We start from the raw sequence: 24112 nt of genomic DNA on the forward strand, positions 1-24112 counted from the left end.
CTTGGGCACCGGCTCATCGCGGTCTCACGCGTGCTGGCTGCTGACGGAGAGGACCTCTCCGGTCAGGTACGACGAGTAGCCACCCGCCAGGAAGACGATCACGTTGGCGACCTCCCACGGTTCGGCGGGCCGGCCGAACGCCTCGCGGGAGGTCAGTTCCGCCAGCAGTTCGGGGGTGGTGACCTTCACCAGGTGCGGATGCACCGCCAGGCTGGGTGCGACGGCGTTGACGCGCACGCCGTACTCAGCCGCCTCGACGGCCGCGCACCGAGTGAGTGCCATGACTCCCGCCTTGGCGGCCGCGTAATGCGCCTGCCCGCGTTGGGCCCGCCAGCCGACCACCGAGGCGTTGTTGACGATGACGCCGCCGCTTCCCGTGGCCTTCATACGGCGCAGTGCGGAGCGGGTGCAGCGGAAGGTGCCGTTGAGTGTGACGTCGAGAACCGCGTCCCACTGGGCGTCGGTCATCTCGACCAGGTCGGCGGTGCCGCCCAGTCCGGCGTTGTTGACCACGATGTCGAGGCGGCCGTGGCGTTGTTCCGCGAGGTCGAACAGCGCGGCGATCTGGGTTTCGTCGGTGACGTCGCACGGGAGGGCCGCGACGCGGTCCGCACCGAACTCGGCCCCGAGCTGTGCCTCGATCTCCTTCAACCTGCGGGCGTGGGCGTCGGAGAGGACGATGTCCGCGCCCTCCTCCAGCAGGCGCCTGGCGGTCGCACCGCCGATGCCCGCGCCGGCGGCGGCGGTGACGACGGCTGTGCGGCCGGCGAGCAGCCGGTGGGCCGGTACGTACGGCGGTGGGGCCTGGCTCATGGGCGTGGCTCCTTCGGCAGGCCGAGCACCCGCTCGGCGATGATGTTCCGCTGGATCTCGTTGGAGCCCGCGTAGATGGTGTCGGAGCGGGAGAAGAGGAACAGCCGCTGCCAGGCGTCGAGTTCGTACGGCTCTCCGGCGGCCAGCATGCCGCCGGCCCCGCACACGTCCATGGCGAGCTCGCCCAGCTCGCGGTGCCACGTCGCCCAGAGGATCTTGCCGATGGACGCCTCGGGTCCCGGGGCTCCGGCCGCGACGCCGTCGAGCATGCGCAGGGCGTTGAACCGGATGGTCTCGACGCCGACCCACGCCCGAGCGAGCCGGTCGCGGATCAGCGGGTCGTCGGCGGCTCCGTTGCGCACGGCCAGATCGATGAGCGTCTCGAGTTCGCGGCGGAAGCCGACCTGCTGGCCGAGGGTGGAGACGCCGCGCTCGAAGCCGAGCGTCGCCATGGCCACCTGCCAGCCCTCCCCCGGTTCCCCGACGACGTGGGAGACGTGGGTCCGGGCGGCGTCGAAGAACACCTCATTGAACTCGCAGGTGCCGGTCAGCTGGGTGATCGGCCGGACTTCCACCCCGGGCTGGTCCATGGGGACCAGGAGGTAGGACAGCCCCCGGTGGCGGGTGCTGCCGGGCTCGGTGCGGGCGACGACGAAGCACCAGTCGGCTTCGTGGGCGAGTGAGGTCCAGATCTTCTGCCCCGTGATCACCCACTCCTCGCCGTCCCGCTCGGCCCGCGTCCGTACACCCGCGAGGTCCGAACCGGCATCCGGCTCGCTGTAGCCCTGGCACCACAGCTCCCGGGCCGCGACGATCCCCGGGAGGAAGCGCCTCTGCTGCTCGGGGAGGCCGAGGGCGACAAGGGTGGGTCCGAGCAGCTGCTCCCCGATGTGGCCGACCCGGGCGGGCGCGTCCGCGAGGGCGTACTCCTCATGGAAGGCGACCTGCTCCTCGATGGTCGCGCCACGCCCACCGTGCTCCTTCGGCCAGCCGACGCAGGTCCAGCCGGCCGCCGCCATGTGCCGCTCCCATGCCAGGCGTTCGGCGAAGAGCTCGTGCTCGCGGCCGGGTCCGCCGCGGCCCTGCAGGCCGGCGAATTCCCCCGAGAGGTTGGCGGCCAGCCAGTCCCGGACCTCCGCTCTGAACTCCTCGACGGCGTTCATTCCGGCTCCCCTGCCGATCTCGACGGCCCACCGCCCGTACGTTAACCTACCAAACACTTGTTAGGGAAGGAGGGCGGATGTCCGCTGCCCCCACAGAGCCGGTCCGCTATGAACTCCGGGGTCCTGTCGCCCTGGTGACCCTGAACCGGCCCCACTACCGCAACGCCCAGAACTCCGCGATGACGTACGCCCTCGACCGCGCCTTCTACAGGGCCGCCGCCGACGACGACGTCAAGGTCGTGGTCCTGGCGGGAGCGGGTGAGCACTTCTGTGCCGGGCACGACATCGGCACCCCGGAGCGCGACGCCCATCTGCCGTTCGAACGCAGGGCTGGACTGTGGTGGGACCACTCGGACAAGGCCGGCACGGAGAGCCGCTTCGCCCGGGAGTCCGAGGTGTATCTGGGCATGTGCCGCCGCTGGCGTGAACTGCCCAAGCCGGTCGTCGCCTCCGTCCAGGGCGCCTGCATTGCAGGCGGGTTGATGCTCGCCTGGGTGTGCGACCTCATCGTCGCCTCGGACGACGCGTTCTTCGCCGACCCGGTGGTCCGCATGGGCATCCCCGGGGTCGAGTACTTCGCCCACCCGTGGGTGATGCCGCCGCGTATCGCCAAGGAGTTCCTCTACACCGGTGACCGAATGAACGCCCGGCGCGCGTACGAGGTCGGCATGGTCAATCGCGTCGTCACCCGCGCCGAACTACCCGACGCGTCCATGGAGATGGCGAACCGGATCGCCGAGATGCCGCGCATGGGACTGGCACTCACGAAGCGTGCGGTCAACCAGGCCGAGGATCTGCAGGGCCTGCACACCGGCTTGGACTCGGTCTTCGGGCTGCACCACCTCGCTCATGCACACAACGCAGAGACGGCCTCGGACGCCCTGGCCGGCATGGACGTCCGCGCCATGAAAAGGGCGGGCTCCTGATGGATCTGCGCTTCACCGCCGCCGAGGACGCCTTCCGGGCCGAGGCTCGCGCCTGGCTCGACGACCAGGTGCCGGACGTCCCACTGCCCTCATTGGAGACCGCCGAGGGTTTTGCCGCCCACCGGGAGTGGGAGCGCACGCTGTTCGCCGACCGCTGGTCGGTGGTCTCCTGGCCGAAGGAACACGGAGGCCGGGGCGCCTCGCTCCTCGAGTGGCTGATCTTCGAGGAGGAGTACTACGCGGCGGGCGCACCGGGCCGGGTCGGCCAGAACGGCATCAGCCTGCTCGCCCCCACGCTGTTCGAGCACGGCACCGACGAGCAGCGGGCCCGCATCCTGCCACCGATGGCGAGCGGCGACGTGATCTGGGCCCAGGCGTGGTCGGAACCGGACTCCGGCTCCGACCTCGCCTCCCTGCGCTCGACCGCCATGCGGACCGAAGGCGGCTGGCTGCTCGACGGCCACAAGACCTGGTCCTCTCGCGCCGCATTCGCCGACCGCGCCTTCGGCCTCTTCCGCAGCCACCCCGATGCCGGCAGACCGCACCACGGGCTGACGTATCTGATGTTCCCGCTGGACGCGCCGGGCGTGACCGTACGGCCCATCGGCCGGCTCGACGGCAAGCCCGCCTTCGCCGAACTCTTCCTGGACCAGGTGTTCGTGCCCGACGAGGACGTCATCGGCGAGCCCGGCCAGGGCTGGCGGGTGGCCATGAGCACAGCCGGCAACGAACGCGGGCTGACGCTGCGCAGTCCCGGCCGTTTCACCGCCGCGGCCGACCGTCTGACGGCACTGTGGCGCGACAGGGCGGATCCGTCCGACACGGCCCTGCGCGACCGGGTCGCCGACGCGGTGATCGGCACCCGCGCCTACCGGTTGTTCGCCTACGCGGCCGCCTCGCGCATCGCCGCCGGCGGCGCGATCGACGCCGAGTCGAGCCTGAACAAGGTCTTCTGGTCCGAGCTCGACATCGCCCTGCACGAGACCGCCCTGGACATCCTCGGCCCGTACGGGGAGCTCGCCGACCGGGCGACGGAAGCGCCGGCGCACGGCAGTTGGGCCGAGGGTTACACGTTCGCCCTGGCCGGTCCGATCTACGCGGGCACCAACGAGATCCAGCGCGACATCATCGCCGAGCGGCTGCTCGGCCTGCCGAAGGGACGCCGGTGATGCGGTTCCTCCTCGACGACGGGCAGCGGGAGTTCGCCCGCTCGCTGGACGGCATGCTCGCGGCGGCCGGGACCCCGGGTGTGGCACGTGCCTGGGCGTCCGGCGTCCATGCCCCGGGGCGTGCGCTGTGGGCGAGGCTGGCCGACACCGGGGTCTTCGCGCTCGCCGTACCGGAGCGGCACGGCGGCCTGGGGCCGCTGCCGGTCGAACTGGGAGTCGCCTTCACCGAACTGGGCCGCCATGCCGTGCCCGGGCCACTGGTCGAGACGGTGGCCGCCGCGGCATTCCTCGACCGGCTCGGCGACGAAACGGCGGCCGGCGCATGGCTGCCCGGCATCGCCACCGGCAAGACCGTCGCCTCACTCTGTCTGCTCTCCGCCGACAGCCCGTACGCCCTGGACGCCGACGCCGCCGACGCGGTCCTCGTCGTCGACGGCGACACCGTACGGCTGTCGGACGGGGTCGGGCCCGTCCAGATGTCCCTCGATCCGGCCCGCCGACTGTTCCGCCCCACGGGGGGACAACCCTTGGCACGAGGCCACGCCGTGACAGCCGCGGCCGCACATGCCGCCGACGTCGCCGCGCTGGTCACGGCCGCTCAGTCGCTGGGGCTGGGCCGTACCCTGCTGGCCCGTACCGTCGCCCACGCCGAGCAGCGGACCCAGTTCGGGGTGGCGATCGGGTCCTTCCAGGCGGTGAAGCACCGCTTGGCCGACGCCCTGCTCGGCCTCGAGTTCGCCGAGCCGCTGCTCCATGCCGCCGCACTCGCCCTGGCGCAAGGCGATCCGGATTCCGGCGGCCAGATCGCGGCAGCGAAGGTGGCCGCATGCGAGGCGGCCTGCACCGCGGCCGGCACCGCCCTGCAGATCCACGGCGCCATCGGCTACACCGACGAGCTGGATCTCTCGCTGTGGATCCGCAAGGCCCGCGCGCTGCGGTCGGCCTGGGGCACCCCCGCCGCATGCCGCGCCCGCGTCCTCACCACCTGAGACAGGCCGCACAGGACGGAGCGCACGCATGCGACCGACCGAGGAGCAGGAAGAACTGCGCACTGCCGTACGGTCGCTCCTGGCCCGCCACGCGGGCGCGGCGGCCTGGCTTCCCCTGACCGAGCAGATCGGGGTCGCGGGTCTCGCCGTTCCGGAACAGTACGGAGGGGCGGGCTGCGGTGCGACAGAAGTCCACGTGGTCATGGAGGAGCTGGGGCGAGGACTCAGTCCCGTTCCCTTCCTCGGCTCCGCCGTTCTCGCGGTGCAGGCGCTGCTCGCCTCGGACGACAAGGCGGCGTGTGCGGGGCTGCTGCCGCAGCTCGCCGCCGGCCGCGCGACAGGAACGCTGGCCTGGGCGGAGCGGGGCTCGTGGGATCCGGCGGCAATCCGCTGCGCCGCCACCCGCCGGCCCGGCGGGACGTGGCGGCTCGACGGGACCAAGGAGCATGTGCTGGACGGCTGTGCAGCCGACGTTCTGCTCGTGGCGGCCCGCACGGACGCAGGGATCTCGCTCTTCCAGGTGGCCGCGGACGGCGCGGGAGTGAGCCGTGAAGCGGCGGTCACGATGGACCTGTCACGGGCCCAGTCGCGAGTCGTCCTGCACGGCGCCGAGGGCCGGCTCGTCGGCGCCGACGGCGACGGGGAGCGGGTTCTTCAGCACGTACTGGACCTGGCCTGCACGGCGCTCGCCGCCGAGCAGACCGGGGCGGCCGAGCGCTGTCTCGAACTCACCGTCGCGCACGCCATGGACCGCATCCAGTTCGGGCGGCCCATCGGCTCCTTCCAGGCGGTGAAGCACCGTCTGTCGGACGCCTATGTGCTCGTCGAGTCGGCGCGTTCGGCCGCGCTCGGCGCTGCCTTCGCGGCAGCCGAGAAGTCGGCCGAGCTGACCCGGTGCGCCGCGGTCGCCAAGTCGGCCTGCTCGGAGGCGTTCTCCTGGGTGGCGGGCGAGATGATCCAGCTGCACGGGGGCATCGGCATCACCTGGGAACACGACGCGCACCGCTACTTCAAACGCGCGCACGGCTCGAGCCGGCTCTTCGGCCCGCCGGCATGGCACCGCGCCCGGCTCGCGGCCGGCCTGGGGCTGGGCGGAGACCGGCGTTACGGCGCGTGAGGGGGCAGGACCTGCGCCGTCGTCACGTCATCCTTGATCGTCGACCGCAAGGACGTCAGCCGTACCGGTCCGCTGGAGCAGTGTCCGCACCAGCGGCGACCTCACCCTTGTGAGGCGGAACGCGATGCCGCGCTCGCGCGCCTGACGCCGTGCTCGCAGCAGGACGGTGAGCCCGGAGCAGTCACAGAACGACACGTCGGAGAAGTCGACGTCGATCCGGTGAGCGCCGTCCGCCGAGGCCGTGTCCAGCACGTGCTGGAGCCGGGTCCCGGTCCAGATGTCGATCTCCCCCACCACGGTCACGGTGACCAGGCCGCCGGCTCGCCTGATGCCGACCGTCAGGTCCTCGGTCTGGGTCATCGCCGTGGCCTTCGCTGGGGCGCCGGCGGACGGCGGACTCTGCCCGAGGTCGCACCGGTCCGACGGGCGCCGCAGGGTGTCCGCGCTCACGCGGCGAGGGCCGGGGTGAGCTCGGCCCTCCCGAACAGGAGCGCGTAGCCGCGAGGCAGTTCGGCGAGGATGCGACGGGTGAGACTCTCGCCTGCGCGGTCGGCGATCAGAGTGAGAACCGTTCCTGTGGCCCAGCGGGCCTCGGGCGAACTGAGAGGTGCGAGGCGGTCGGCGACGGCGTCGACGAAGGCGGGTGCGGTCAGGGGCTGGGTCAGCGGGACCTGCTGGACGAGCACTTCAGCGGCCTGCGGCGGCAGAAGCCGTGCCAGTTCGCAGCGTTCTTCGCCGCTGACGTGGCCACCCAGCACGGTCAGCACCGCAAGGACGACGCGCTCGGCTTCCGCGCTGGTCGCGTACCGGCCCGACACAGATACGTCGCGGACGAGCTGCTGCCACTGCACGATCGTGGATTCCTTCCAGACGGCCGTCCTGCGCCGCTCGGGGCGGCGCAGGACGGCGGCGGGTGAGAGTCAGGCCGCGCCTGGGCGGCCGAAGAGCAGGTCATAACCCGGGGGCAGCTGAAGCAGGACGCGGCGCAGAAGGTCCTCCCCGGCCGCGTCGGCCACCACGCTCAGGACGGCGCTGACGTCCCACTTCGCGGTCTGCTCCGTCGCCCCCTCGATCCAGGCCGCCGTCGCGCGCACGAAGCGCTCGGTGTCGAGCGGTTCGGCTGCTCGCAGCGGATTGAGCAGAATCAGGGCGAAGGTCTCCGGCAGTCGTGCGGCGAGCTCGGCCCGGTCCTCTCCGACGAGATGGGCGCCCAGCAGCCCGAGGACGACCCGGGCCGCCCGCTCGGCTTCCTGTGTCGACCCGTACTCGCCGCGCTCCTGGACGGCCTCGAGGAAGTCCTGCCATCTCATGTGCACCACCGCTGTCCCCTTGTTCGGCGGTGCGGAGGACGGGATCGGGAGGGGAAGATCACGGTCCGTCCCGTCCACCGCCGCTGTGTGCGCTGAGGCGCCGCCTCAGCCGCTGATCTGCTTCTGTCCGGTACCGGCGCCGATGCTGATCTTCCGGGGCTTGGCGCGCTCGGCGATCGGAATGCGCAGCGTGAGGACACCGGCGTCGTAGTCCGCCTCGATGTTCTCCGTGTCGAGGGTGTCGGCCAGCACGATCTGGCGGGAGAAGACACCCAGCGGCCGCTCGGACAGATCCATCTCCACGTCGTCGGCCTTCGTGGCCGGCCGGCGCTCGGCCTTCACGGTCAGCATGTTCCGTTCGACGTCGATGTCGATCGCGTCCGGGCCCACGCCGGGCAGGTCGAACACAACGACGTACCGATCGCCCTCGCGGTAGGCGTCCATCGGCATCGCCGAGGGCCTCGACCAGGTGCCGGACGTCCCCAGAAGCTGCTGGGTGAGCCGGTCGAGCTCGCGGAACGGGTCAGTGCGCATCAACATCGCGAAACACCTCCAGATGGTTCAGGGCAGTAGTGCCAATGCGCTTCACCTGACCACTGTTGTAGCATGTCATCGAAACGATGACAAGTGCAGCGTCATCCAAAGGGTGACAAGATCGGAGGGGCCATATGTCAGCAGCCGACCCGCCCACGGCGCCGCGCCATCCCGCCTCGTTCCTCGCCGCCATGACCGCTCTGAGGGCCATCGACGAAGCAGTGCGCGAAGCGCGTACCGAAACCAGCGGCGACAGCGACCACAGAGACGGACGCGTGCGTGACACCGACCCGGCAGGTCCCGACCAGGCCCTCGCGGCCCTGCTCCTGCTGCGAGAGGTGCGCCACCAACTCGCCGACTGGGAGACGGGCCTGATCGAAGCGGCCCGCGACGCCGGCGCCAGTTGGGCCGACCTGGCCCACCCCCTCGGCGTCGCCAGCCGCCAGGCGGCCGAGCGCCGCTACCTGCGACTGCGCCCCGGCGTCGAGGGTGCCACCGGCGAAGAACGCGTCCAGGCCACCCGCGACCGGCGGGCGGCCGACCGCACCGTCACCGCCTGGGCCCGCAGCAACGCAGCCGACCTGCGCCGCCTCGCCGGCCAGATCACGGCCCTCACCGACCTGCCCGCCCGGGCGGACAGCCCCCTGCGCAACCTCACGCGCGCTCTCGCCGACAACGACGCCGCCAACCTCGTCGGGCCACTCGTCGACACCCGCCCTCACCTGCAAGCTCACCACCGCGAACTCGCCGCCCGGGTCGACGACCTGACCCGGACGACGGACCAACTGCGGCAGAACAGCAGCGACCAACGCCGTACCACCCCCTGAACGCGGGCATCGTGACCGCGCGACACCGGCTGCACCGCCGCGAGCGTTTCGGCAGGGATTTCGGCAGGGTAGGGGGATGCGACTCCTGCTGATCTCGGACACCCACGTCCCCAAGCGCGCGCGACATCTGCCCGCGGAGCTCCTTGCAGAGCTCGACAAGGCCGATGTGGTGATCCACGCGGGAGACTGGGTCGACGAAGCCACCCTCGATCTGCTCGAGGCCCGTTCGGCGCGCCTCGTGGCCGTATACGGGAACAACGACGGACCTGCCCTGCGTGCGCGGCTGCCCGAGGTCGCCCGCGCCGAACTCGGCGGGCTCCGGTTCGGAGTCGTCCACGAGACGGGCCCCGCCGCCGGTCGCGAGGACAGATGCGCAGCCCGCTTCCCCGACCTCGATGTGCTCGTCTTCGGGCACAGTCACATTCCGTGGGACACCACGGCCGCGGGCGGCCTGCGACTTCTCAACCCCGGCTCACCCACGGACCGTCGACGGCAGCCGCACTGCACGTTCATGACGGCCCACGTCACCGAGGGCCGACTGAACGACGTCCGGCTGCACCGCCTGCCACCGCGAGGTGGTCGCCCCTCCGACTGACCTCGCCATGACCCACGGCACGGTTGCGTGGCGCCGCGTCTGGCGCCGTGTACGGGGCCGCCCGAAGCATCGGGGGCCACCCGAACGGGCGCACGGCGCGGGTGAGTACGAGAGGCGGCGCGGTGGTGCGGCGCGGCTGTATGCGCGCTGCTCCTGCCCTTCGGGCCTCTACCGGACGGGGCGGCGTGGTTCTCACCGGTCGCGTGGCGCATTGCGAACCCAGGACGGGGCAGTTTCACTACAGCCAAGCTCGCCCCCACGAGGGCAGGAATCGGAGGCAGTGATGCTGTCCCACGTGATCCAACACGGCGTCCTGGTCATCACTGTGCACACCGACCCCGGCATCGGTCAGCGGGCAGCACTCTCGAAAGAGATCAGTGATCTCGTCCACCTCCACCGGCCGGCCCCCGTCGTCATCGTCCTCGAGGAACAGGCCGCCGGCAGCGCGGCGGTCAGCGCCGTACTCAGAGCCCACCGCATGTGCAACCACCTCGGGGTGCTGATGTCCGTCGCCACTCACAGCGCCCCGGCCCGTCGCCTCCTCGAGTCGAACGCGGACACCACCGGAACGCGTCTCGTCATCCATGCCCGCACGGACACGGCGATCTCCACGGCGTTCACGGCCGCAGCCTGACCGGCCCGCCCGACACCTGTGTGCCACAAGCCGCTTGCTCCGACTGAGCGCTGCTGACAGGGGCTCGGCCATGCCTACGTTCCCCGCGCCCGACGGAACCGAGCTCGCCTGCCACGTGTTCGGCGACGGCCCACCGGTGATCTGCCTGCCCGGCGGGCCGATGCAGAACTCGGTGCCTTCTGCGTAGTTGCACTCCAGAACGTCCCTGACGAACACGATCCCGTCGATTCCGGCCAAGTGGGCCGGGTCAAGGGGAGCGTAGCCGTAGTAGGGGGACACACGAGGCACGGGCTGCGCGTCTCCGAGGGCGGTGACAAGCCCGGGGGTGTCGACGACGTAGCGGTCCTCCGGAAGCGCGTGCAGGAGTTCCTCCACGGTGTACGGCGGCGGGGTGCCCACTCCCTGGTGCCGGATCGTGCCAAGTGCTGTGGCCAGGAAGGCATACCGGTCGCCCAGGAGGGAGCTGACGATCGCGCCGGCGCTCCACCACTGCACCGTCAGGCCGCCCATCCGCATCGTGCTCTTGTCCCGCTGGAGGTGGGCGTTGTGGGCGTGGACCAGTGCCGGGCCTCGTTGGGCGACGGCGAGGAGGTTGTCGGCCATCATCTGGTCCCGCAGGCCCACCAGCCGCGTCATGCGGCTCGGGGAGGTGTCGGCCATCGCGAAGTGGTAGCGGAGCAGGCCGGTGGCGGTGCGCCCGTACAGGCGTGCACGGTCCCAGTCCTCCCGCGAGGTCGCCGTGATGAGGTGTGGCGTCTGAGCGTCGAGCAGCGCCACCAGTTCGTCGGCGAGCAGCCGCAGCTCCCTGACGTCGGCCGACTGCCCCACGGACTGGGCCGGTTCCGTCATCGCGGCGGGATTGGTCCACCGGTCGTCGGCACCGAGCAGGCGGTCGAGTGTGTCAGCGGTGCAGGGGAGCAAGTCGGTGTCCACCTTGGCCGCGAGGTAGCCGTGGAGTGCGGTGAGGGCCTGTCGGGGACCGGCGGCGCCGGTGATCTCCAGCGGGCCGTCGAAACCGGCGAAGCGGAGCCGCTCGGACGCGGGCCAGCCGTCGTTGTAGGCGCGCATCCAGCGCACGAGCTCGCGGTTGGCCGCGGACGCGCCCCACCCGTGGCTGATTCCGCGCTCCATGACCTCGTCGAGGCTCGTCGAACGTTGTGCCCAGGTGCTGATTCACGCAGGCACATGATGATCGCGGGACACGTCGCCGGAGATCGGGCGGATTGATCCGTACGGACGAGGCAGTGCAGCCGATCGAGTCCTTGGACGCGCGTTGGATGCGGCGCATTGCCGTGTCGCACTCGCCATTCGAAATCGAACAGGAGTATGGTTTAGTGCATGGCCGGAACCGACTTCCCCGACGATCTGCGCGCCGCGCAGACGCGCCTTCACCAGGCAACTTCCGAGCTGGCCGCCCTCTGTCGCACTCTGCCGTGGAGCGTGGAGCCCATGGCGGGCTGGCCGGGCACCGAGCATCCGCACACCGGTGAGATCACCGGTGGCCGTGAGGACAGCCCCGGCTGGACCGAGGAGCAGAAGCGGGTGGTGAAGCGGCTGCGCATGGAGTGCACCGACCTCTCGATCCGCATCGCCACGCATCCCCACTGGGACACCGTGGAGGCCGAGAAGCGGGTCGAGGCCCGCCAGAAGTTGAAAGCCGAGGCGAGGGCCGCCACGCCGGCGATCGACGTCACGACCGCGGCGTAGCGCTCTTGGCAGCAACAGGGGCGTCCGCGGCTCAGGCGGCGGACGGCTGATGACGACACGTCGGAATCAGGCGGCCTCGGGATACGGTTGGCCGCTCGTCCGATGTCTGTGCAAGCATGTCCCCGTCACACATATACCGACGGCGGCACAACGATCCGCGCCGTGCCTCCACCTCTTCGGTCGGTGCGGGCGCAGGGAAAGACGCGGGAGGTCCGGCCGGGCATGTCCGTGCACTTCAGCCGTCTCTTTGAATCTCCGGGGGAACTCCGTGTCCGCTGCTCAGAACACCGCATCCTTGAAGTCTCCGGCTTCGCCCTCCTCGCCTGCGTGGAACGATCTGTTCCTCGAACCGGCCTACGCCGACGGGGACTTCCTCACGGACACCGACGAGTTCGCCGACGGTCCTGCCGACGTCGACGAGTCGGAGCCGGCACGGGGAAAGCGTGAGCGCACGGGGCGTTGACGTCCCGCCCGCCGCCATGGAGGCGGGCCGTTCGGCGAGCATGTCGTAGTGCGCCGTCGGTACCCGAAGTACCGACGGCACATCTCCTCTCGGGCCCCAAGCGCTCGCGCCACAACCGAGGGGCCGTGCGGGGAGGAAGGTCACGGGTCGGCCGCGGCGGCCGGTGAGCCGGCGACGGCCGACCTCAGCCCGAGATCAGAGCGGTGAATCCCATCCCGAGGTGCAGAGCCGCGAACACCCCTGGAACCCACTGCTCGATCTGCGTGAGCGGCGTGCAGCGGCGGTTCGGGAGCGCTTGGTCCCACTCGGCCGCCGAGTACGCCAGCGCCGGCAGCCGGGCTTCCAGCTCGGCGACGACCGTCCACCTGGCCGAGCCGAGCCTGCGGTACGAGCGGGCCTGCGTCCACCACACGATGCACGGGCACAGCGCGGCCACCACGACACACACGACACCGAGCAGGGGCACCTCGGGCGCCCCTGCCACGGCAGCCGCCCCGAACAAGGCACTCGGGCAGCCATCCCGGCGGCCCGGTCCGCGAATCTGCCGCTGGCCGTGCGATTCGCCTACGCCAACCGGGCCTTCTTCGACGAACCGGAGTTGGAGCAGTTGGTCGATCGCTGAGCGCACCGCGTCATGGTCAGCGATGGAGTGGGGCGGCGGGCGCCGGCAGTGCCGCTGAGGAGCCCATCGCGCGACAAGCGCGGGGTGGGCCGGAGCCGTGGGATGCGCTCCCCCGGCCCCGGCCCGTGGCGGCGGTGTTACGGCGCCATCTCGTACGCCCCGGACAGTGCCTCGACACGCTCCCAGACGCGCGCCGAGCGCGCCGCGTCGACCACGGGCCGCCGGACCGCGCCGAGTGCCCAGTGCTGCTGCTCCGCGGTGGCGGAGTCCTTGCCGTGCAGCTCGACGGCGTGCGACGAGAAGTCGCGTACGAGGACGGAGAACAGCTCGTCGAGCACGTCCTCGTCCAGGCCCTTCAGGCGGGCCTGCTCCAGGATCAGTTGCCCGTGCACCACCAGCGCGAACAGCTGGCCGACGGAGAGCAGGAAGTCGAGGTCTCGGCTCTGCTCCTCGTCGGGTGCGGCGGTGGCGACGAACTCGCACAGGGCGTCGGCCTGTTCGCGGAAGCGGGCGACATTGGGCACGTCCGCGTACGTGTCGTAGGCGGGGCGCCAGTCGTGGAAACGCACGGCACCCAGGCCGCGAGCCGGTCCCTGCTGGAAGAGGAACGTGTCGTCGGCCGCGTCGAGACGAGTCGGCACCGGCGCGTACTCGGCCGGATTCAGCAGATGGTTGCGCATGAACTTGAGGATCAGCGCGAGGTTGACGTGCACCGTGCCCTCGAGCTTGGGCAGGCCCCGGATCTCGACAGCGGCCTGCGCGAAGTAGTTGTCCTTCTCGAAGCCCTTCGCGGCGATGACGTCCCACATGAGGTCGATGACCTTCTCGCCCTCCGTGGTCACCTTCATCTTCGTCATCGGGTTGAACAGCAGGTAGCGGCGGTCGTCGGGGCCGGCGGAGCGGAAGTAGTCGACGGCACGGTCGCTGAACAGCTTCATCCCGACGAGTCGGACGTAGGCGTCGGCCAGCTCGCGGCGCACGTGCGGGAATGCGGTGACGGGGCGGCCGTACAGGATGCGGTTGTGCGCGTGGGTGACTGCCTCGTACATCGCGTGCTCGCAGATGCCGATCGAGGCGGTGCAGAGATTGAACTTGCCGACGTTGACGGTGTTGAGGGCGGCGTCGAAGGCGGCGCGACCGGTGTGCAGGACGTCGTCGGGGCCGACGGGGTACTCCTCGAGTCGGAACTCGCTGACGTACTTGGAGGAGTCGACGACGTTCTTCACGAGGTGGTACGCCGGGTGGCGGCTGTCTGCGGCGAAGAAGACGTAACCGTCCGGGCCCTCGATGTCGGTGCGGCGGCCGAAGACGGAGACGAGGCCGGCGGCGTTGCCGTTGCCGATGTAGTACTTGGAACCACTGGCCAGGAAGCCGCCGTTGCCGTCGGGCTCGAGCAGCATGTCGGTGGAGTAGATGTCGGCGCCGTGGGCCTTCTCGGACAGACCGAAGGCGAACACCTCACCCTGTGAGAGGAGTTCCGCCGCGCGGGTACGGGCGGCGGCGTTGTCGCTCTGCCAGACCGGGCCGAGACCGAGGACGGTCACCTGCCACGCGTACCAGTAGTCGAGGCCGTAGAACCCGAAGATCTCGTTGAGTGCGGCGATCCGGGCAGTGTCCCAGCGCCGGTCGCCGTCCTCCGGTCCGGCGGCCGAGGACGGGGTGAGGAAGGTGGCGAACAGCCCTTCCTTGGCGGCGAACGCCAGGAAGTCCGCCAGCCAGGAACGAGTGCGGTAGTCCTCGATCAGCCGGCGCTTGCCACGGTCCTCGAACCAGTCGACGGTGGCGCGCAGGAGCCTGCGGGTCTCCGGGTCGAAGTGCGCCGGGTCGTACGTGCGCGGATTGAACAGCAGCGGGTCGGCCATGGATGTTCGCCTTCCGAGGAGTTGAGGGTGGAGTGCGCCGAATCGCGAACCACGGATCGCGGTTACGGGCTACGGGTGGGGCGCGGAGGTTCAGGCCGGCGGGTGGGGCACGCCGAGCCGGCGGATGGTGGCGAGTACGTCGTCGAGCCAGGCGATCGTCATCTGCTCGTACGCGATGCCGCCGCGGAGCACGACATGCTGCAGTTCCTGCCCGGCGTCGGCCTGTGGAGGGGCGTCGGGCCCGGTGAAGTCGCGCACCTGTCCGGCGAGGTAGTGCGCGAGCCGGTCGCTGTGCACCTGGCGATGCCGCTCGACCTCGCGGAGGAGCTCGGCGGGCTCGTCGAAGGCCGCTCCGCGGATCTTCACGGCGAGGTCGTGGCGAAGGCTCTCGGGTTCGATCGGCTCGTGCAGCCACTGGGCAAGGGCGGCGCGGCCGGGGCCGGCGACGGAGTACTCCTTCTTGTCCGGCCGGCCCTGCTGCGGGACCTCGCGAAGATCGAGCAGGCCGTCGCTCTCCATGCGCTTGAGCACGCGGTAGATCTGCTGGTGGGTGGCGGTCCAGAAGTATCCGATGGACCGGTCGAACCTCCGGGCCAGCTCGTATCCCGAGCCCGGCTGCTCCAGCAGAGAGACGAGGATCGCGTGTTCGAGCGCCATGCCCTCATCGTTCTATGCAACTCGTTGCATAGGCAAGTGGCGGCGGCCGGGTGAGACGCGGCTCACCCGGGCTCGGGCATGACGAAGGCCCCCGTGCGGTGACGACATGCAGCAGTCGTCGAAGCACGGAGGCCTTCGGACACTCGGGCGGTCCGCCGACTCAGATCACCGGAGCGGGGTAGGTCGGGTACTCGACGCCGGAGACGTGCTGGACGACCCGGATGACCTGGCAGGAGTAGCCGAACTCGTTGTCGTACCACAGGTAGAGGATCGCGTTGTCACCGTCGACCTTGGTGGCGCCGGCGTCGACGATCGACGCGTGACGCGAGCCGACGAAGTCCATGGAGACGGCGTCAGGGGCGGTGGTGAAGTCGATCTGGCGCTTCAGCGGCGAGTGCAGCGAGACGTCGCGGAGGTACTCGAGGACCTCGTCACGGGTGGTCTCGCGACCCAGGCGCAGGCTGAGGATGGCGATCGAGACGTCCGGGACGGGGACACGGATCGAGCTGCCGGTGATCGGCGCCTTGAGGTCCGGCAGCGCCTTGGCGACGGCGGAGGCGGCACCGGTCTCTGTGATGACCATGTTGAGCGGCGCCGAGCGGCCCCGGCGGTCGGCCTTGTGGTAGTTGTCCAGCAGGTTCTGGTCGTTGGTGAACGAGTGGACGGTCTCCACATGGCCGCGCAGGACGCCGTACTCGTCGTCCATGGCCTTCAGCGGCGGGACGATCGCGTTGGTGGTGCAGGACGCGCAGGACAGGATCTGCTCGTCCGGCTTGATCATGTCGTGGTTGACGCCGTGGACGATGTTCGGGACGTCGCCCTTGCCCGGCGCCGTCAGGACGACCTTGTCGATGCCGGGGCGCAGGTGCTTGGAGAGGCCCTCGCGGTCGCGCCACTTGCCCGTGTTGTCGATGAGGATGGCGTCCTTGATGCCGTGCGCCGTGTAGTCGACCTCGGACGGGTCGTTCGCGTAGATCACCTTGATGGTGTTGCCGTTGGCGACGATGGTGTTGGTCGTCTCGTCGACGGTGATCGTGCCCTGGAACTGGCCATGGATGGAGTCGCGGCGCAGCAGCGAGGCGCGCTTGACGATGTCCTGGTCCCCGCCCTGGCGGACGACGATGGCCCGCAGCCGCAGGCCGTTGCCGGAGCCCGCCTTCTCGATGAGCAGACGGGCGACGAGCCGGCCGATGCGGCCGAAGCCGTAGAGGACGACGTCGCGCGGCGCACGGCGCTCGATCTTGTCGTCACCCGTGGCTCCGGCGACCGCCTGGGCGGTGAAGTCCTCCACCGACAGTCCGCGGTCGTCGGCCTTGTACGTCGCGGCGAGCATGCCGATGTCGATCTGGGACGGTCCGAGATCGAGTGTGGTGAGGGCCTGCAGGAACGGCATCGTCTCGGTGACCGAGAGTTCCTCACCGGCGATCTGCCGGGCGAATCGGTGGGTCTTGAGGATGCTCACCACCGACTTGTTCACCAACGAGCGGCTGTGCAGCAGGACCGTGACGTCCTGCTCGCGGTGCAGCTTCCCGATGATGGGGATCATCGACTCCGCGATCTCCTCGCGGTTTTTCCAATTGGTGAACGAGTCGTCATTGACAGTCACAGGATTATCTTTCGAGCTAGGCGGCGCTCATATGCTAACCCGCCACCAGTTCGATCTTTCAAGTGGGACCCCTGAGCGGGATGTGGCGGGCGGGTGAGCCCCTTGTGCCGAGCAGGCCCCGGGGTCCCCGCCCCGGATCACTGCGGGGGACTCTCCAGGACGAGGCGGATCTCCGTCGCCTCGTAGCCCGCGCGGTCGAACGCGGCGGCCATCGGGACGTTGACGGTGTCCGTGGTGGCGGTGATGCGCTCGGCACCCTCGCTCGCGTGGAACCGGGTGATCTCGGCGAGGACCTCGTCGATCAGGCCCTGGCCGCGCTGCTCGGGGACCACACCGAGGTAGCCGACGTTGCGGTGGTAGGGGGTCGCGGAGGGAATGGCCATGCCCGCCAACGTGCCGTCCGGAAGGTGGGCCAGTCGCCACCAGGAGCGCTCGCCGGGGCAGTCGAGGTAGAACTCGATGTCCTCGCGGGCCAGCTGCTCGGCGTCCATCGAGCGAAGCTCGTTCTGCGTGTGCAGATCGAGACTCCCCGAGGACAGCCGCACGAACGCGTCGAGGAACTCCTCGTCCGAGCCTTCCCGGAAGATCAGCTTTCCTGAGGGCTCGGGAACCTTCGCGGCAGGAGTCCACTCGTAGCGCAGGCGCTCGATCTCGCTGCTCAAACCGGACTTGTACGCCGCCTCCCGGCGCCAGGCCACTGCCCCGGCCAGCGCCGGGTCGCTCCGCCAGTTGCGGGGCAGCGAGATGTTGTAGCCCGGCAGAGCACCGAAGGCGGCATGGCCGGCGGCCAGCAGCCCGGCGGCGACGCCGACCGGGTCGGCCACGGTGGAGCGGACCTGGAGGCAGTCGAGCGCGATGGGCCGCTCACTGTCGGCGCGGCCCCACCACAGGGCGCGGGCCAGGATCTCGCCGTCCTCGTCCTCGGCGAACCAGATCCACTCGGGTCGCAACTGGTTGACCGCGAGCTCCTCCCGGATCCGCTCGGCGGTGAGGGCGGGGACGGGGCCGTCGGCGGGGTGGGCCGCGATGCGGTCGATGTCAGCGGGGTCTGCTGTGGCAGCACGAAATTGCATACGGTGATGGTCACATCGCGCGGCCGACCTGAACAGGGCTTTTCCTGCCCGCAGCTCGGGCGGGATCCGGGGCGGAGACAGGGACTTTGGACCGAGCCCGGGAACGGCCCAGGGCCAGGAACAGCGAGCATGTTGTGTAAGCAGCCGTCGGCGGCCCCGATCTCGGTCACGGCATGGACCGCCGGGGCAGGGGCTGTGTTGGTGGCCCCGGGGGCTGGAGCAGTGGCAGAGGTTCGGGGCCGGGATCCTCGGCGACGACAACACCGGCTGCCGAGGGGTCGAAGCCGTCGGGCCGGCGCGGGTGGTCGCCGGCCACAGCGCCGGTCAGACGTGCGTGACGGAAGCGCGACTTGGCGAGAACTCGGACCGGAAGACGCGAGAAGTGGGACCGGAAGGCCGTGAGCCACGAGGACTGGCTACGCCGGCTGAGGCACGAAGGGCTGCCACTCGTGCAATCCCCGCGCCACGCGGCCGTAGCTGCTCTCCGGAACTTCGGTCCAGACGCCGGGCAGGTCACCCAGCGGCTCCGACACGATCACCGTCGCCTCGTCCGACAATTCGCGCAGGAAGGCCAGATCAGGGTGCAGTCGGCGCAGTGTTTCCACACGGTTGCTGTGGAACAGGGAGCGCGATGCGCGAGCGCTGGAGTAGCGAAAGGCCCACAGGTGCTCTCCGTCGGTCGTGGCGATCGTCATCTGCAGCGGCGACTGGACGCCGTGCCGTTGAGCCAGGTTCTCGACGTGCCCGGCCATCCGCGCCACGGCGCCGGGCGGGTCCTCGTCGAGGCCCATGGTGAGCGCGAGAAGGAACATGACCTCGGAGTCGGTGGAGCCCTCGATGCACGGAAAGAGGACCGGATCGAGGAGCAGGCACAGGTCACGCCGCAGGCGATGGAATTCGGCGATCGCCCCGTTGTGCATCCACAGCCAACGGCCGTGCCGGAAGGGGTGGCTGTTGGTCTGTTGCACCGCTGTCCCGGTCGAGGCCCGGATGTGGGCGAAGAACAGCGGCGACGTGATGTGCTGCGACAGGTCGCGCAGGTTGCGGTTGTTCCAGGCCGGACCGGTGTCGCGGAAGACCGCCGGCTCGTCCCTGCCCTTGGTGTACCAGCCGATGCCGAAACCGTCGCCGTTTGTCGTCTCGACGCCCATCCGCGAGTGCAGGCTCTGATCGATCAGAGAGTGCTGGGGCTGATACAGCAATCGGTCCATCAGCACGGGCGAACCCGAATACGCAAGCCAACGACACATCAGTGGCTACCTTCCCTCACAACCTGCCCAACCGGAAAGCAGGTGCCGTACACCCCTGCGGGAGAACAACGCCGACCGCGACTCGACCGGAAAGCCTCGCCATGCTTGCGCTATGCCTTGTTCCGCAGACTGCCGCCTCGCACGGCCGCCCGTGCCGACGGCAGCGAGGATGCCACGATGTGCGCGCCATTGGGCATGTGCCACGCGAAGCGGCGCGGGTTCGACTCCGAATTCACCTGCACCGCAGGCCGTCAGGCGTTGCGGCGAGCGGTCCTCCGCGGAGCGTCGGTCGCGCGCCGCACCTGTCCCCCGGAGGCGATCGCCGGATCAGCCGTCCAGTGAGAGTCCGTCCTTGGCGCGTGCGAGAGACGCCTCGGAGGTAGGCCCGCCGGGACTGTCGGTGCCAGGGCCTGGTTGAGGGTGACGAAAAGCCGCATCCGCTGCTCGTAGTGGGAGTAGGCGGAGCGGTGATCGCCATCCGCCTGGGCGAGGCAGGCAGCCAGCACGTGCGCGCCCACGAGGGTCGGGCTGGTGCCTTGACCCGAGAGCGGGGAAGGGCAGTGGTCGGCGTCTCCGAGCAGGGCCACCCTGCCCCGCGACCAGTGGTCCATCCGGATCTGGGCCATGGCGTCGCAGTAGAAGTCGGGCGCGTCCCAGGCCGCCTTGACCAGGCGCGCTCCTTGCTCTCCATGCGCGGCGTCGGCGCCATGTCGCCCTACCGGTACGTCCCCAGCAGGGACGACCTCATCCTGCTCATGGCCGACGCCGCGTTCGGCGAAGAGACCTACCGGACCAGGTACCCGAAGAGTGGTGCTCTCGCGTCGAGTTGGGCGCGCGGACTCTGTGGGCCCTGTACCGCAGGCACCCGTGGCCGGCCCAGCTCGGCTCTCTCCCCGCCCATTGCTGGTGCCCAATCTGATGGGCGAATGGATGCTGGCCGCTCTCGACGGCCACGGTCTCGACCCGACCACGCTGTTCGACATCCACGTACTGATCTACAGCCATGTCCAGGGCCTGGCGGTGCACCTGGAGTGGGAGGCACACGCCGAAGCGTCCACGGGCCAGTCGGAGGACCAGTGGATTGGACAACCGGGCCTCCGCCCTGCAGAAACTGGCGGAGTCCGGTCGCTTGCCGACCTTCGCCAAGGTGGTGGGGTCATTCGCCGACGGTTACGACCTGCGCCTCGACGCGCTCTTCGAGTTCGGCCTCACATCACTCCTCGACGGCCTGACCTCCATCATCGAGGGCAGGTAGCCAAGTGGTCGGCCGGGCTACGGCTTTCGCAGGAGCAGCTCCCCGGCCAGGGTGATGGCTTCGCGTTTGGTGCGTCCCGGATGGTCCGCGGCGATGAAGTGGCGGCCGATCGCGAGCGCGAAGGCCAGCGTGCATCGCGCCTCGACTTCGTCGGGGTCCGCGATGAAGCTGCCGAACATCGCTCGGAGGAAGTCCATCCGAGCGTTGTCGATCCGGCGCAGTCGCGCTGCGACCGACAGGTCGTGGCGCGCCCACTCACGGACCGCGAGATCAATGCGGTGCAGGTCGTCCGAGAACGTCAGCCGGCCGGCACGCCGGACCCTGTCGGCCGGGTCCCCGCCCTCGGACTCGACCTGCTCGAGGACGTCGTTGGTGCACCGGTTTTCCCACTCGTCGAGCATTTCGGCGAGCAGGGCGGGGCGACCGTCGAAGTACCCGTAGAAGCCGCCCTTCGTCACCCCGATCTCGGCGGCCAGAGCCTCCACCCGGACGGCGTCCAGGCCGCCCCGGGCGAGGGCGTCAAGTCCCGCTTCGATCCAGCGACTTCGTGGAGTACGGGGGGAGGGAGGCACCTGCTCACCTGTTCTCGAAGGGTGTTGTGTCGTGGGGGGTGTACGGTACCGTACAGATCGAGGTATACGGCTGCGTACAGAACGAGAGGTCGAAGAGTGGCACGACTCGCGAAGTCCACCTATGTCGAGCATCCCTGGCGCATCCAAGAGTTCACCTCCGACTTCGAGGTCGAGGACGTGTGGGCCTTCCGCACCCCCGGAGCCGGGCCCGGCGACTTCCCGACGATGCTGGCGGCGATGCGAGCATTCGGCGGGGTCGCGCGACAGGCCGGACCGGTGCGATTCCTGTTCGCCGTCCGGTGGAAGCTCGGCGCGCTCCTCGGCTGGGACAAACCGACGGCGGGAGTCGGCGCGCGGGTCACCTCGCTCCGCTCTCGCCTGCCGAACGACCTCCGCGATGCCGACCGTGGCCCGGACGACGACAGCATGCCCCTCAAAGCGGTCTACGAGATCGCGACGGAGTCCGCTCGGGAACTGGCGAACAACACCGTGCACACCGTGATGCACCTCGGCTGGGTGCAGGGGGCCGACGGTGACCACGAGCTGCGGATGACCGTCCTCGTCAAGCCCAACGGACGGTTCGGGCGGCTCTACATGGCGGCCATTGCGCCCTTCCGGCACCTCATCGTCTACCCGGCTCTCACTCGGCAGTGGGAACGGGCATGGCGCGACCGCCACAGTCTCATGGCGCACCGTCCTGAAGGGACCGTCGATGAACACCGGTAAGCAACTGCTGCGCTGGGCGAGCGGCATCATGTTCGTGCTGGGGGCAGGTCACCTGTTGTTGCTGGCTCTCATCTCCTGGGGCGACATCACCGGCTGGGTGGACCGAGGGGTGTGGGCAGCCGTCCCGCTCGCGCTGACGGACAGTGGCGCGGATCCGACAGCGGAGTCCCTTCAGAACGAAGTCACCTTCTGGGCCGGTCCGGGAAGTTTCGCCGCGCCCCTGATCCTCCTGGGATGCCTGACATGGCATCTCGCCGGGCGCGGGGTGGCCGTGCCCGCCGGTGTCGGCTTGGGCCTCGCGGCGTGGTGCCTCGTCGGCGGCGTGCTGCTCGTGCCGTCCCCGTACTTCGCCGGCACCGTCTCCGGCGTACTCGTCATTCTGGCGGCGCGGGCACAAGACCGGTCGCGCGCGGCCCGCGAAGACGAGAGCGACCTGTTGTGATGCGCGCCCGTCGCAGACCCTGAGACCAATTGGCCCCGGACGGGGTCGATCACAGAAGATGGCGGCGCAGCCGCAGCCACCTCGGGGAAGAAGGCGACGTGACGACGCAGAAGGCCGTCGATGTGAGAGTCGACGCGATGATCGAGGACCTCAGGACACTCGTCGAAATCGAGTCTCCCTCGCGCGATCTCAACGCCTTGACGTCATCGGCCAAAGCAGTCGCCGCTGTCATCGAGAGCCGCCTCGGCGGGCAGGCCGTCGTCATCGAAAGCGAAGCCGGGCCGCATGTCCACTGGGCGGCCGGCGGCGATCCCAAGGTCCTGATCCTTGGTCACCATGACACGGTGTTCCCGCTCGGCACGCTCGAACGCCGCCCGTTCCTGGTCGAAGACGGGCGTGCGACCGGCCCCGGGGTCTTCGACATGCTCGGCGGTCTGGTCCAGGCCGTTCACGGCCTGGCGACCCTCGACGACCGCTCAGGCGTCGAGATCCTGGTGACCGCCGACGAAGAGGTCGGCTCCCGCTCCTCCCGCGCTCTCATCGAGGAACGGGCCCTTGCCTGCGGCGCTGCACTTGTGATGGAGGGCGCGGCTGACGGCGGAGCCCTGAAGACCGGCCGCAAGGGCTGCGGCACGTTCCAGGTTTCTGTCACGGGCCGGGCGTCGCACGCGGGCCTTGAGCCGGCAGCCGGGGTCAACGCCCTGATCGAGGCAGCGCACCAGGTACTGGACATCGCCGTGCTTGGCCGACCCGGCATCGGCACGACGGTCACCCCGACCGTCGTGTCCGCAGGAACCCTGGACAACGTCGTTCCCGCAGAGGCGACCGTCGTGGTCGATGTCCGGGTCGAGTCGGCCGACGAGAAGGAACGCATCGAAGCGGCGTTCGCGGCGCTGACTCCGCATCTCGATGGGGCGGAGATCACCGTTCAGGGAGGTGTCGGCCGACCCCCGATGCCCGAGTCGGCGTCGGCCGAGCTCTTTGCCGTGGCACGGCAACTGCTTCCCGGTCTCGAAGGCACAGCAGTCGGCGGCGGAAGCGACGGCAACTTCACGGCCGCGCTGGGCGTGCCGACACTCGACGGCCTTGGCGCAGTCGGGGGAGGCGCCCACGCCGACCACGAGTATCTGGTGGTCGCGGCCATGGCCGAGCGGGCGAACCTCGTCGCCGGCCTGGTGAAGGCGGTTCAGAACATGTAGGGCTGCTGCTCGGCATGTCCACGATCGGGCGGCCCGCGACCAGTCAGGGAAATTCGTCGACGCGGACGTGCGGCATGACGCGGCTGGCGACGTGGTAGCGACCGTTCGGGAGGCCGGCCGCGGGGGTGACGCGCACCGTCAGCGGACCCGCCCATTCATAGTGGTTCTCCTCCCCGTGGCGGACCAGCGCATCGGTCAGCGCCTGTCCTGCCCGGTCGGCGTGTCCTGCCCGGCCGCCGCGGCGCGTCAGCTCCTTGTACACGCCGACGTCGAGTTCCACTTCATAGGCGTTGGGCACCACGACACGACTGTGGCTGCACACAACAGCGTGGTTGTCGCACTCGCGCCGCAGCGCGTCGAGCAACTCGACCGGTTCGCTGCGCAAGAGTTTGGCGAGCAGCGCGTCCTGCCAGCGCTCCAGGGCTCGTTCCCATCGGATCAGCGTTCCCATGACCGTGCGTCTGCCCTCGCCGGCCCGCGCCACGCGTCGCCGCCCTCCCCGTGTCCCGCGTCGCCCCGGAGGAAGGAAGGAGCCCCAGCCATCGAATACTTGTGCGGCCCGCCCGTGGAATCTCCAGCCCTTGAATCAGGGGGAGGGAAT

Annotated in this window: 28 protein-coding genes and 2 pseudogenes; 14 read left to right on the forward strand and 16 right to left on the reverse strand. The window is 70.0% G+C overall.

Translation table 11 applies throughout. From position 1 onward, the window contains the following. Positions 1 to 24: 24 nt before the first annotated feature. Positions 25 to 813, reverse strand: a complete 789-nt coding sequence (locus tag ACIQ7Q_RS21475) for an SDR family oxidoreductase (protein ID WP_403864261.1) — start codon at positions 811 to 813, stop codon at positions 25 to 27. Then, on the reverse strand, positions 810 to 1976 hold the full coding sequence (locus tag ACIQ7Q_RS21480; protein ID WP_403864264.1) for an acyl-CoA dehydrogenase family protein: 1167 nt from the start codon (positions 1974 to 1976) through the stop codon (positions 810 to 812). The genes ACIQ7Q_RS21475 and ACIQ7Q_RS21480 overlap by 4 nt, the downstream gene beginning before the upstream one ends. Before the next feature lie 77 nt (positions 1977 to 2053). Here ACIQ7Q_RS21480 and ACIQ7Q_RS21485 point away from each other — a divergent pair, with 77 nt between their 5' ends. From ACIQ7Q_RS21485 to ACIQ7Q_RS21500, 4 genes are read left to right on the forward strand one after another with little or no spacing between them, the layout of a single operon-like run. After that, on the forward strand, positions 2054 to 2902 hold the full coding sequence (locus tag ACIQ7Q_RS21485; RefSeq protein ID WP_403864267.1) for an enoyl-CoA hydratase: 849 nt from the start codon (positions 2054 to 2056) through the stop codon (positions 2900 to 2902). After that, positions 2902 to 4071, forward strand: coding sequence for an acyl-CoA dehydrogenase family protein (locus ACIQ7Q_RS21490; RefSeq protein WP_403864270.1), 1170 nt, complete (start codon positions 2902 to 2904; stop codon positions 4069 to 4071). Before ACIQ7Q_RS21485 ends, ACIQ7Q_RS21490 begins: the two co-directional genes overlap by 1 nt. After that, the gene (locus ACIQ7Q_RS21495; RefSeq protein ID WP_403864273.1) at positions 4071 to 5060 is read left to right on the forward strand and encodes an acyl-CoA dehydrogenase family protein; all 990 of its coding nucleotides are present in this window, start codon (positions 4071 to 4073) and stop codon (positions 5058 to 5060) included. Before ACIQ7Q_RS21490 ends, ACIQ7Q_RS21495 begins: the two co-directional genes overlap by 1 nt. 28 nt (positions 5061 to 5088) lie before the next feature. Then, positions 5089 to 6177 (forward strand): acyl-CoA dehydrogenase family protein, encoded by a 1089-nt coding sequence (locus ACIQ7Q_RS21500; protein WP_403864276.1) that lies wholly within the window; start codon positions 5089 to 5091, stop codon positions 6175 to 6177. A gap of 27 nt (positions 6178 to 6204) precedes the next feature. Here the strand turns inward: ACIQ7Q_RS21500 and ACIQ7Q_RS21505 are convergent, their stop codons facing one another. The 4 genes from ACIQ7Q_RS21505 to ACIQ7Q_RS21520 all read right to left on the reverse strand — a co-directional run bounded on the left by ACIQ7Q_RS21505 (position 6205) and on the right by ACIQ7Q_RS21520 (position 8027). Then, on the reverse strand, positions 6205 to 6537 hold the full coding sequence (locus ACIQ7Q_RS21505; RefSeq protein ID WP_403864279.1) for an STAS domain-containing protein: 333 nt from the start codon (positions 6535 to 6537) through the stop codon (positions 6205 to 6207). Between the two features lie 86 nt (positions 6538 to 6623). Then, complete coding sequence (locus ACIQ7Q_RS21510) at positions 6624 to 7028, reverse strand: DUF2267 domain-containing protein (RefSeq protein ID WP_403864282.1); 405 nt, start codon at positions 7026 to 7028, stop codon at positions 6624 to 6626. A 69-nt stretch (positions 7029 to 7097) separates the two neighbouring features. After that, the gene (locus tag ACIQ7Q_RS21515) at positions 7098 to 7487 is read right to left on the reverse strand and encodes a DUF2267 domain-containing protein (protein ID WP_403864807.1); all 390 of its coding nucleotides are present in this window, start codon (positions 7485 to 7487) and stop codon (positions 7098 to 7100) included. A gap of 105 nt (positions 7488 to 7592) precedes the next feature. Further along, on the reverse strand, positions 7593 to 8027 hold the full coding sequence (locus ACIQ7Q_RS21520; protein ID WP_403864285.1) for an Hsp20/alpha crystallin family protein: 435 nt from the start codon (positions 8025 to 8027) through the stop codon (positions 7593 to 7595). 128 nt (positions 8028 to 8155) lie between these two features. On the opposite strand from ACIQ7Q_RS21520, the gene ACIQ7Q_RS21525 reads away from it, so the two are divergent. The 4 genes and pseudogenes from ACIQ7Q_RS21525 to ACIQ7Q_RS21540 all read left to right on the forward strand — a co-directional run. After that, entirely contained in the window at positions 8156 to 8848 is a 693-nt protein-coding gene (locus tag ACIQ7Q_RS21525; protein ID WP_403864288.1) for a type III effector protein, read from the forward strand. 76 nt (positions 8849 to 8924) lie between these two features. Then, positions 8925 to 9443, forward strand: coding sequence for a metallophosphoesterase family protein (locus tag ACIQ7Q_RS21530; RefSeq protein ID WP_403864291.1), 519 nt, complete (start codon positions 8925 to 8927; stop codon positions 9441 to 9443). Between the two features lie 283 nt (positions 9444 to 9726). Further along, complete coding sequence (locus ACIQ7Q_RS21535; protein ID WP_403864294.1) at positions 9727 to 10077, forward strand: hypothetical protein; 351 nt, start codon at positions 9727 to 9729, stop codon at positions 10075 to 10077. Between the two features lie 70 nt (positions 10078 to 10147). Further along, a pseudogene (locus ACIQ7Q_RS21540) lies at positions 10148 to 10237 on the forward strand (alpha/beta hydrolase); the annotation flags it as partial. A gap of 38 nt (positions 10238 to 10275) precedes the next feature. Here ACIQ7Q_RS21540 and ACIQ7Q_RS21545 read toward each other — a convergent pair. After that, positions 10276 to 11223, reverse strand: a pseudogene (locus tag ACIQ7Q_RS21545) (erythromycin esterase family protein); the annotation flags it as partial. 192 nt (positions 11224 to 11415) lie between these two features. On the opposite strand from ACIQ7Q_RS21545, the gene ACIQ7Q_RS21550 reads away from it, so the two are divergent. Continuing rightward, positions 11416 to 11784: a hypothetical protein gene (locus tag ACIQ7Q_RS21550; RefSeq protein ID WP_403864297.1), complete on the forward strand. Its 369-nt coding sequence runs from the start codon at positions 11416 to 11418 to the stop codon at positions 11782 to 11784. A 295-nt stretch (positions 11785 to 12079) separates the two neighbouring features. Continuing rightward, positions 12080 to 12247, forward strand: coding sequence for a hypothetical protein (locus tag ACIQ7Q_RS21555; protein ID WP_403864300.1), 168 nt, complete (start codon positions 12080 to 12082; stop codon positions 12245 to 12247). A 184-nt stretch (positions 12248 to 12431) separates the two neighbouring features. Here the strand turns inward: ACIQ7Q_RS21555 and ACIQ7Q_RS21560 are convergent, their stop codons facing one another. The 7 genes from ACIQ7Q_RS21560 to ACIQ7Q_RS21590 all read right to left on the reverse strand — a co-directional run bounded on the left by ACIQ7Q_RS21560 (position 12432) and on the right by ACIQ7Q_RS21590 (position 19943). Continuing rightward, the gene (locus ACIQ7Q_RS21560) at positions 12432 to 12731 is read right to left on the reverse strand and encodes a hypothetical protein (protein ID WP_403864303.1); all 300 of its coding nucleotides are present in this window, start codon (positions 12729 to 12731) and stop codon (positions 12432 to 12434) included. A 275-nt stretch (positions 12732 to 13006) separates the two neighbouring features. After that, positions 13007 to 14731: an acyl-CoA dehydrogenase family protein gene (locus tag ACIQ7Q_RS21565; RefSeq protein WP_403864306.1), complete on the reverse strand. Its 1725-nt coding sequence runs from the start codon at positions 14729 to 14731 to the stop codon at positions 13007 to 13009. Between the two features lie 90 nt (positions 14732 to 14821). After that, on the reverse strand, positions 14822 to 15388 hold the full coding sequence (locus ACIQ7Q_RS21570; protein WP_403864309.1) for a PadR family transcriptional regulator: 567 nt from the start codon (positions 15386 to 15388) through the stop codon (positions 14822 to 14824). A 160-nt stretch (positions 15389 to 15548) separates the two neighbouring features. Further along, positions 15549 to 16994, reverse strand: coding sequence for a glyceraldehyde-3-phosphate dehydrogenase (locus ACIQ7Q_RS21575; protein WP_403864312.1), 1446 nt, complete (start codon positions 16992 to 16994; stop codon positions 15549 to 15551). Positions 16995 to 17131: 137 nt separating this feature from the next. Continuing rightward, on the reverse strand, positions 17132 to 18067 hold the full coding sequence (locus tag ACIQ7Q_RS21580; protein ID WP_403864315.1) for a GNAT family N-acetyltransferase: 936 nt from the start codon (positions 18065 to 18067) through the stop codon (positions 17132 to 17134). Positions 18068 to 18483: 416 nt separating this feature from the next. Next, positions 18484 to 19317, reverse strand: coding sequence for a class II glutamine amidotransferase (locus tag ACIQ7Q_RS21585; protein ID WP_403864318.1), 834 nt, complete (start codon positions 19315 to 19317; stop codon positions 18484 to 18486). Between the two features lie 251 nt (positions 19318 to 19568). After that, positions 19569 to 19943, reverse strand: coding sequence for an FAD-dependent monooxygenase (locus ACIQ7Q_RS21590; protein ID WP_403864321.1), 375 nt, complete (start codon positions 19941 to 19943; stop codon positions 19569 to 19571). Positions 19944 to 20398: 455 nt separating this feature from the next. Between ACIQ7Q_RS21590 and ACIQ7Q_RS21595 the strand changes: the two genes are divergently transcribed. Further along, positions 20399 to 20572, forward strand: coding sequence for a TetR/AcrR family transcriptional regulator C-terminal domain-containing protein (locus tag ACIQ7Q_RS21595; protein WP_403864324.1), 174 nt, complete (start codon positions 20399 to 20401; stop codon positions 20570 to 20572). Between the two features lie 17 nt (positions 20573 to 20589). Here the strand turns inward: ACIQ7Q_RS21595 and ACIQ7Q_RS21600 are convergent, their stop codons facing one another. Then, positions 20590 to 21144, reverse strand: coding sequence for a TetR/AcrR family transcriptional regulator (locus ACIQ7Q_RS21600; RefSeq protein ID WP_403864327.1), 555 nt, complete (start codon positions 21142 to 21144; stop codon positions 20590 to 20592). A gap of 96 nt (positions 21145 to 21240) precedes the next feature. Here ACIQ7Q_RS21600 and ACIQ7Q_RS21605 point away from each other — a divergent pair, with 96 nt between their 5' ends. From ACIQ7Q_RS21605 to ACIQ7Q_RS21615, 3 genes are all read left to right on the forward strand, one after another. Continuing rightward, positions 21241 to 21870, forward strand: a complete 630-nt coding sequence (locus ACIQ7Q_RS21605) for a DUF2867 domain-containing protein (protein ID WP_403864330.1) — start codon at positions 21241 to 21243, stop codon at positions 21868 to 21870. Next, positions 21857 to 22312, forward strand: a complete 456-nt coding sequence (locus ACIQ7Q_RS21610) for a hypothetical protein (protein WP_403864333.1) — start codon at positions 21857 to 21859, stop codon at positions 22310 to 22312. The genes ACIQ7Q_RS21605 and ACIQ7Q_RS21610 overlap by 14 nt, the downstream gene beginning before the upstream one ends. 137 nt (positions 22313 to 22449) lie before the next feature. Beyond that, complete coding sequence (locus ACIQ7Q_RS21615; protein WP_403864810.1) at positions 22450 to 23511, forward strand: M20 family metallopeptidase; 1062 nt, start codon at positions 22450 to 22452, stop codon at positions 23509 to 23511. 43 nt (positions 23512 to 23554) lie between these two features. Here the strand turns inward: ACIQ7Q_RS21615 and ACIQ7Q_RS21620 are convergent, their stop codons facing one another. After that, the gene (locus ACIQ7Q_RS21620) at positions 23555 to 23962 is read right to left on the reverse strand and encodes a DUF3662 domain-containing protein (RefSeq protein WP_403864336.1); all 408 of its coding nucleotides are present in this window, start codon (positions 23960 to 23962) and stop codon (positions 23555 to 23557) included. Between the last annotated feature and the right edge of the window lie 150 nt (positions 23963 to 24112).

Origin of the sequence: Streptomyces sp. NPDC096176 (genome assembly GCF_044763255.1) — a bacterium.
Lineage (GTDB): Bacteria > Actinomycetota > Actinomycetes > Streptomycetales > Streptomycetaceae > Streptomyces.

What these genes read in the sequence shown, in the direction of transcription:
- ACIQ7Q_RS21480 (WP_403864264.1), bottom strand. Translation starts at nt 1,976, where the DNA reads ATGAACGCCGTCGAGGAGTTCAGAGCGGAGGTCCGGGACTGGCTGGCC.
- ACIQ7Q_RS21520 (WP_403864285.1), bottom strand. Translation starts at nt 8,027, where the DNA reads ATGTTGATGCGCACTGACCCGTTCCGCGAGCTCGACCGGCTCACCCAG.
- ACIQ7Q_RS21585 (WP_403864318.1), bottom strand. Translation starts at nt 19,317, where the DNA reads ATGTGTCGTTGGCTTGCGTATTCGGGTTCGCCCGTGCTGATGGACCGA.
- ACIQ7Q_RS21610 (WP_403864333.1), top strand. Translation starts at nt 21,857, where the DNA reads ATGAACACCGGTAAGCAACTGCTGCGCTGGGCGAGCGGCATCATGTTC.
- ACIQ7Q_RS21490 (WP_403864270.1), top strand. Translation starts at nt 2,902, where the DNA reads ATGGATCTGCGCTTCACCGCCGCCGAGGACGCCTTCCGGGCCGAGGCT.
- ACIQ7Q_RS21475 (WP_403864261.1), bottom strand. Translation starts at nt 813, where the DNA reads ATGAGCCAGGCCCCACCGCCGTACGTACCGGCCCACCGGCTGCTCGCC.
- ACIQ7Q_RS21580 (WP_403864315.1), bottom strand. Translation starts at nt 18,067, where the DNA reads ATGCAATTTCGTGCTGCCACAGCAGACCCCGCTGACATCGACCGCATC.
- ACIQ7Q_RS21620 (WP_403864336.1), bottom strand. Translation starts at nt 23,962, where the DNA reads ATGGGAACGCTGATCCGATGGGAACGAGCCCTGGAGCGCTGGCAGGAC.
- ACIQ7Q_RS21525 (WP_403864288.1), top strand. Translation starts at nt 8,156, where the DNA reads ATGTCAGCAGCCGACCCGCCCACGGCGCCGCGCCATCCCGCCTCGTTC.
- ACIQ7Q_RS21565 (WP_403864306.1), bottom strand. Translation starts at nt 14,731, where the DNA reads ATGGCCGACCCGCTGCTGTTCAATCCGCGCACGTACGACCCGGCGCAC.
- ACIQ7Q_RS21530 (WP_403864291.1), top strand. Translation starts at nt 8,925, where the DNA reads ATGCGACTCCTGCTGATCTCGGACACCCACGTCCCCAAGCGCGCGCGA.
- ACIQ7Q_RS21505 (WP_403864279.1), bottom strand. Translation starts at nt 6,537, where the DNA reads ATGACCCAGACCGAGGACCTGACGGTCGGCATCAGGCGAGCCGGCGGC.
- ACIQ7Q_RS21615 (WP_403864810.1), top strand. Translation starts at nt 22,450, where the DNA reads ATGATCGAGGACCTCAGGACACTCGTCGAAATCGAGTCTCCCTCGCGC.
- ACIQ7Q_RS21495 (WP_403864273.1), top strand. Translation starts at nt 4,071, where the DNA reads ATGCGGTTCCTCCTCGACGACGGGCAGCGGGAGTTCGCCCGCTCGCTG.
- ACIQ7Q_RS21535 (WP_403864294.1), top strand. Translation starts at nt 9,727, where the DNA reads ATGCTGTCCCACGTGATCCAACACGGCGTCCTGGTCATCACTGTGCAC.
- ACIQ7Q_RS21485 (WP_403864267.1), top strand. Translation starts at nt 2,054, where the DNA reads ATGTCCGCTGCCCCCACAGAGCCGGTCCGCTATGAACTCCGGGGTCCT.
- ACIQ7Q_RS21550 (WP_403864297.1), top strand. Translation starts at nt 11,416, where the DNA reads ATGGCCGGAACCGACTTCCCCGACGATCTGCGCGCCGCGCAGACGCGC.
- ACIQ7Q_RS21500 (WP_403864276.1), top strand. Translation starts at nt 5,089, where the DNA reads ATGCGACCGACCGAGGAGCAGGAAGAACTGCGCACTGCCGTACGGTCG.
- ACIQ7Q_RS21515 (WP_403864807.1), bottom strand. Translation starts at nt 7,487, where the DNA reads ATGAGATGGCAGGACTTCCTCGAGGCCGTCCAGGAGCGCGGCGAGTAC.
- ACIQ7Q_RS21570 (WP_403864309.1), bottom strand. Translation starts at nt 15,388, where the DNA reads ATGGCGCTCGAACACGCGATCCTCGTCTCTCTGCTGGAGCAGCCGGGC.
- ACIQ7Q_RS21590 (WP_403864321.1), bottom strand. Translation starts at nt 19,943, where the DNA reads ATGGCCCAGATCCGGATGGACCACTGGTCGCGGGGCAGGGTGGCCCTG.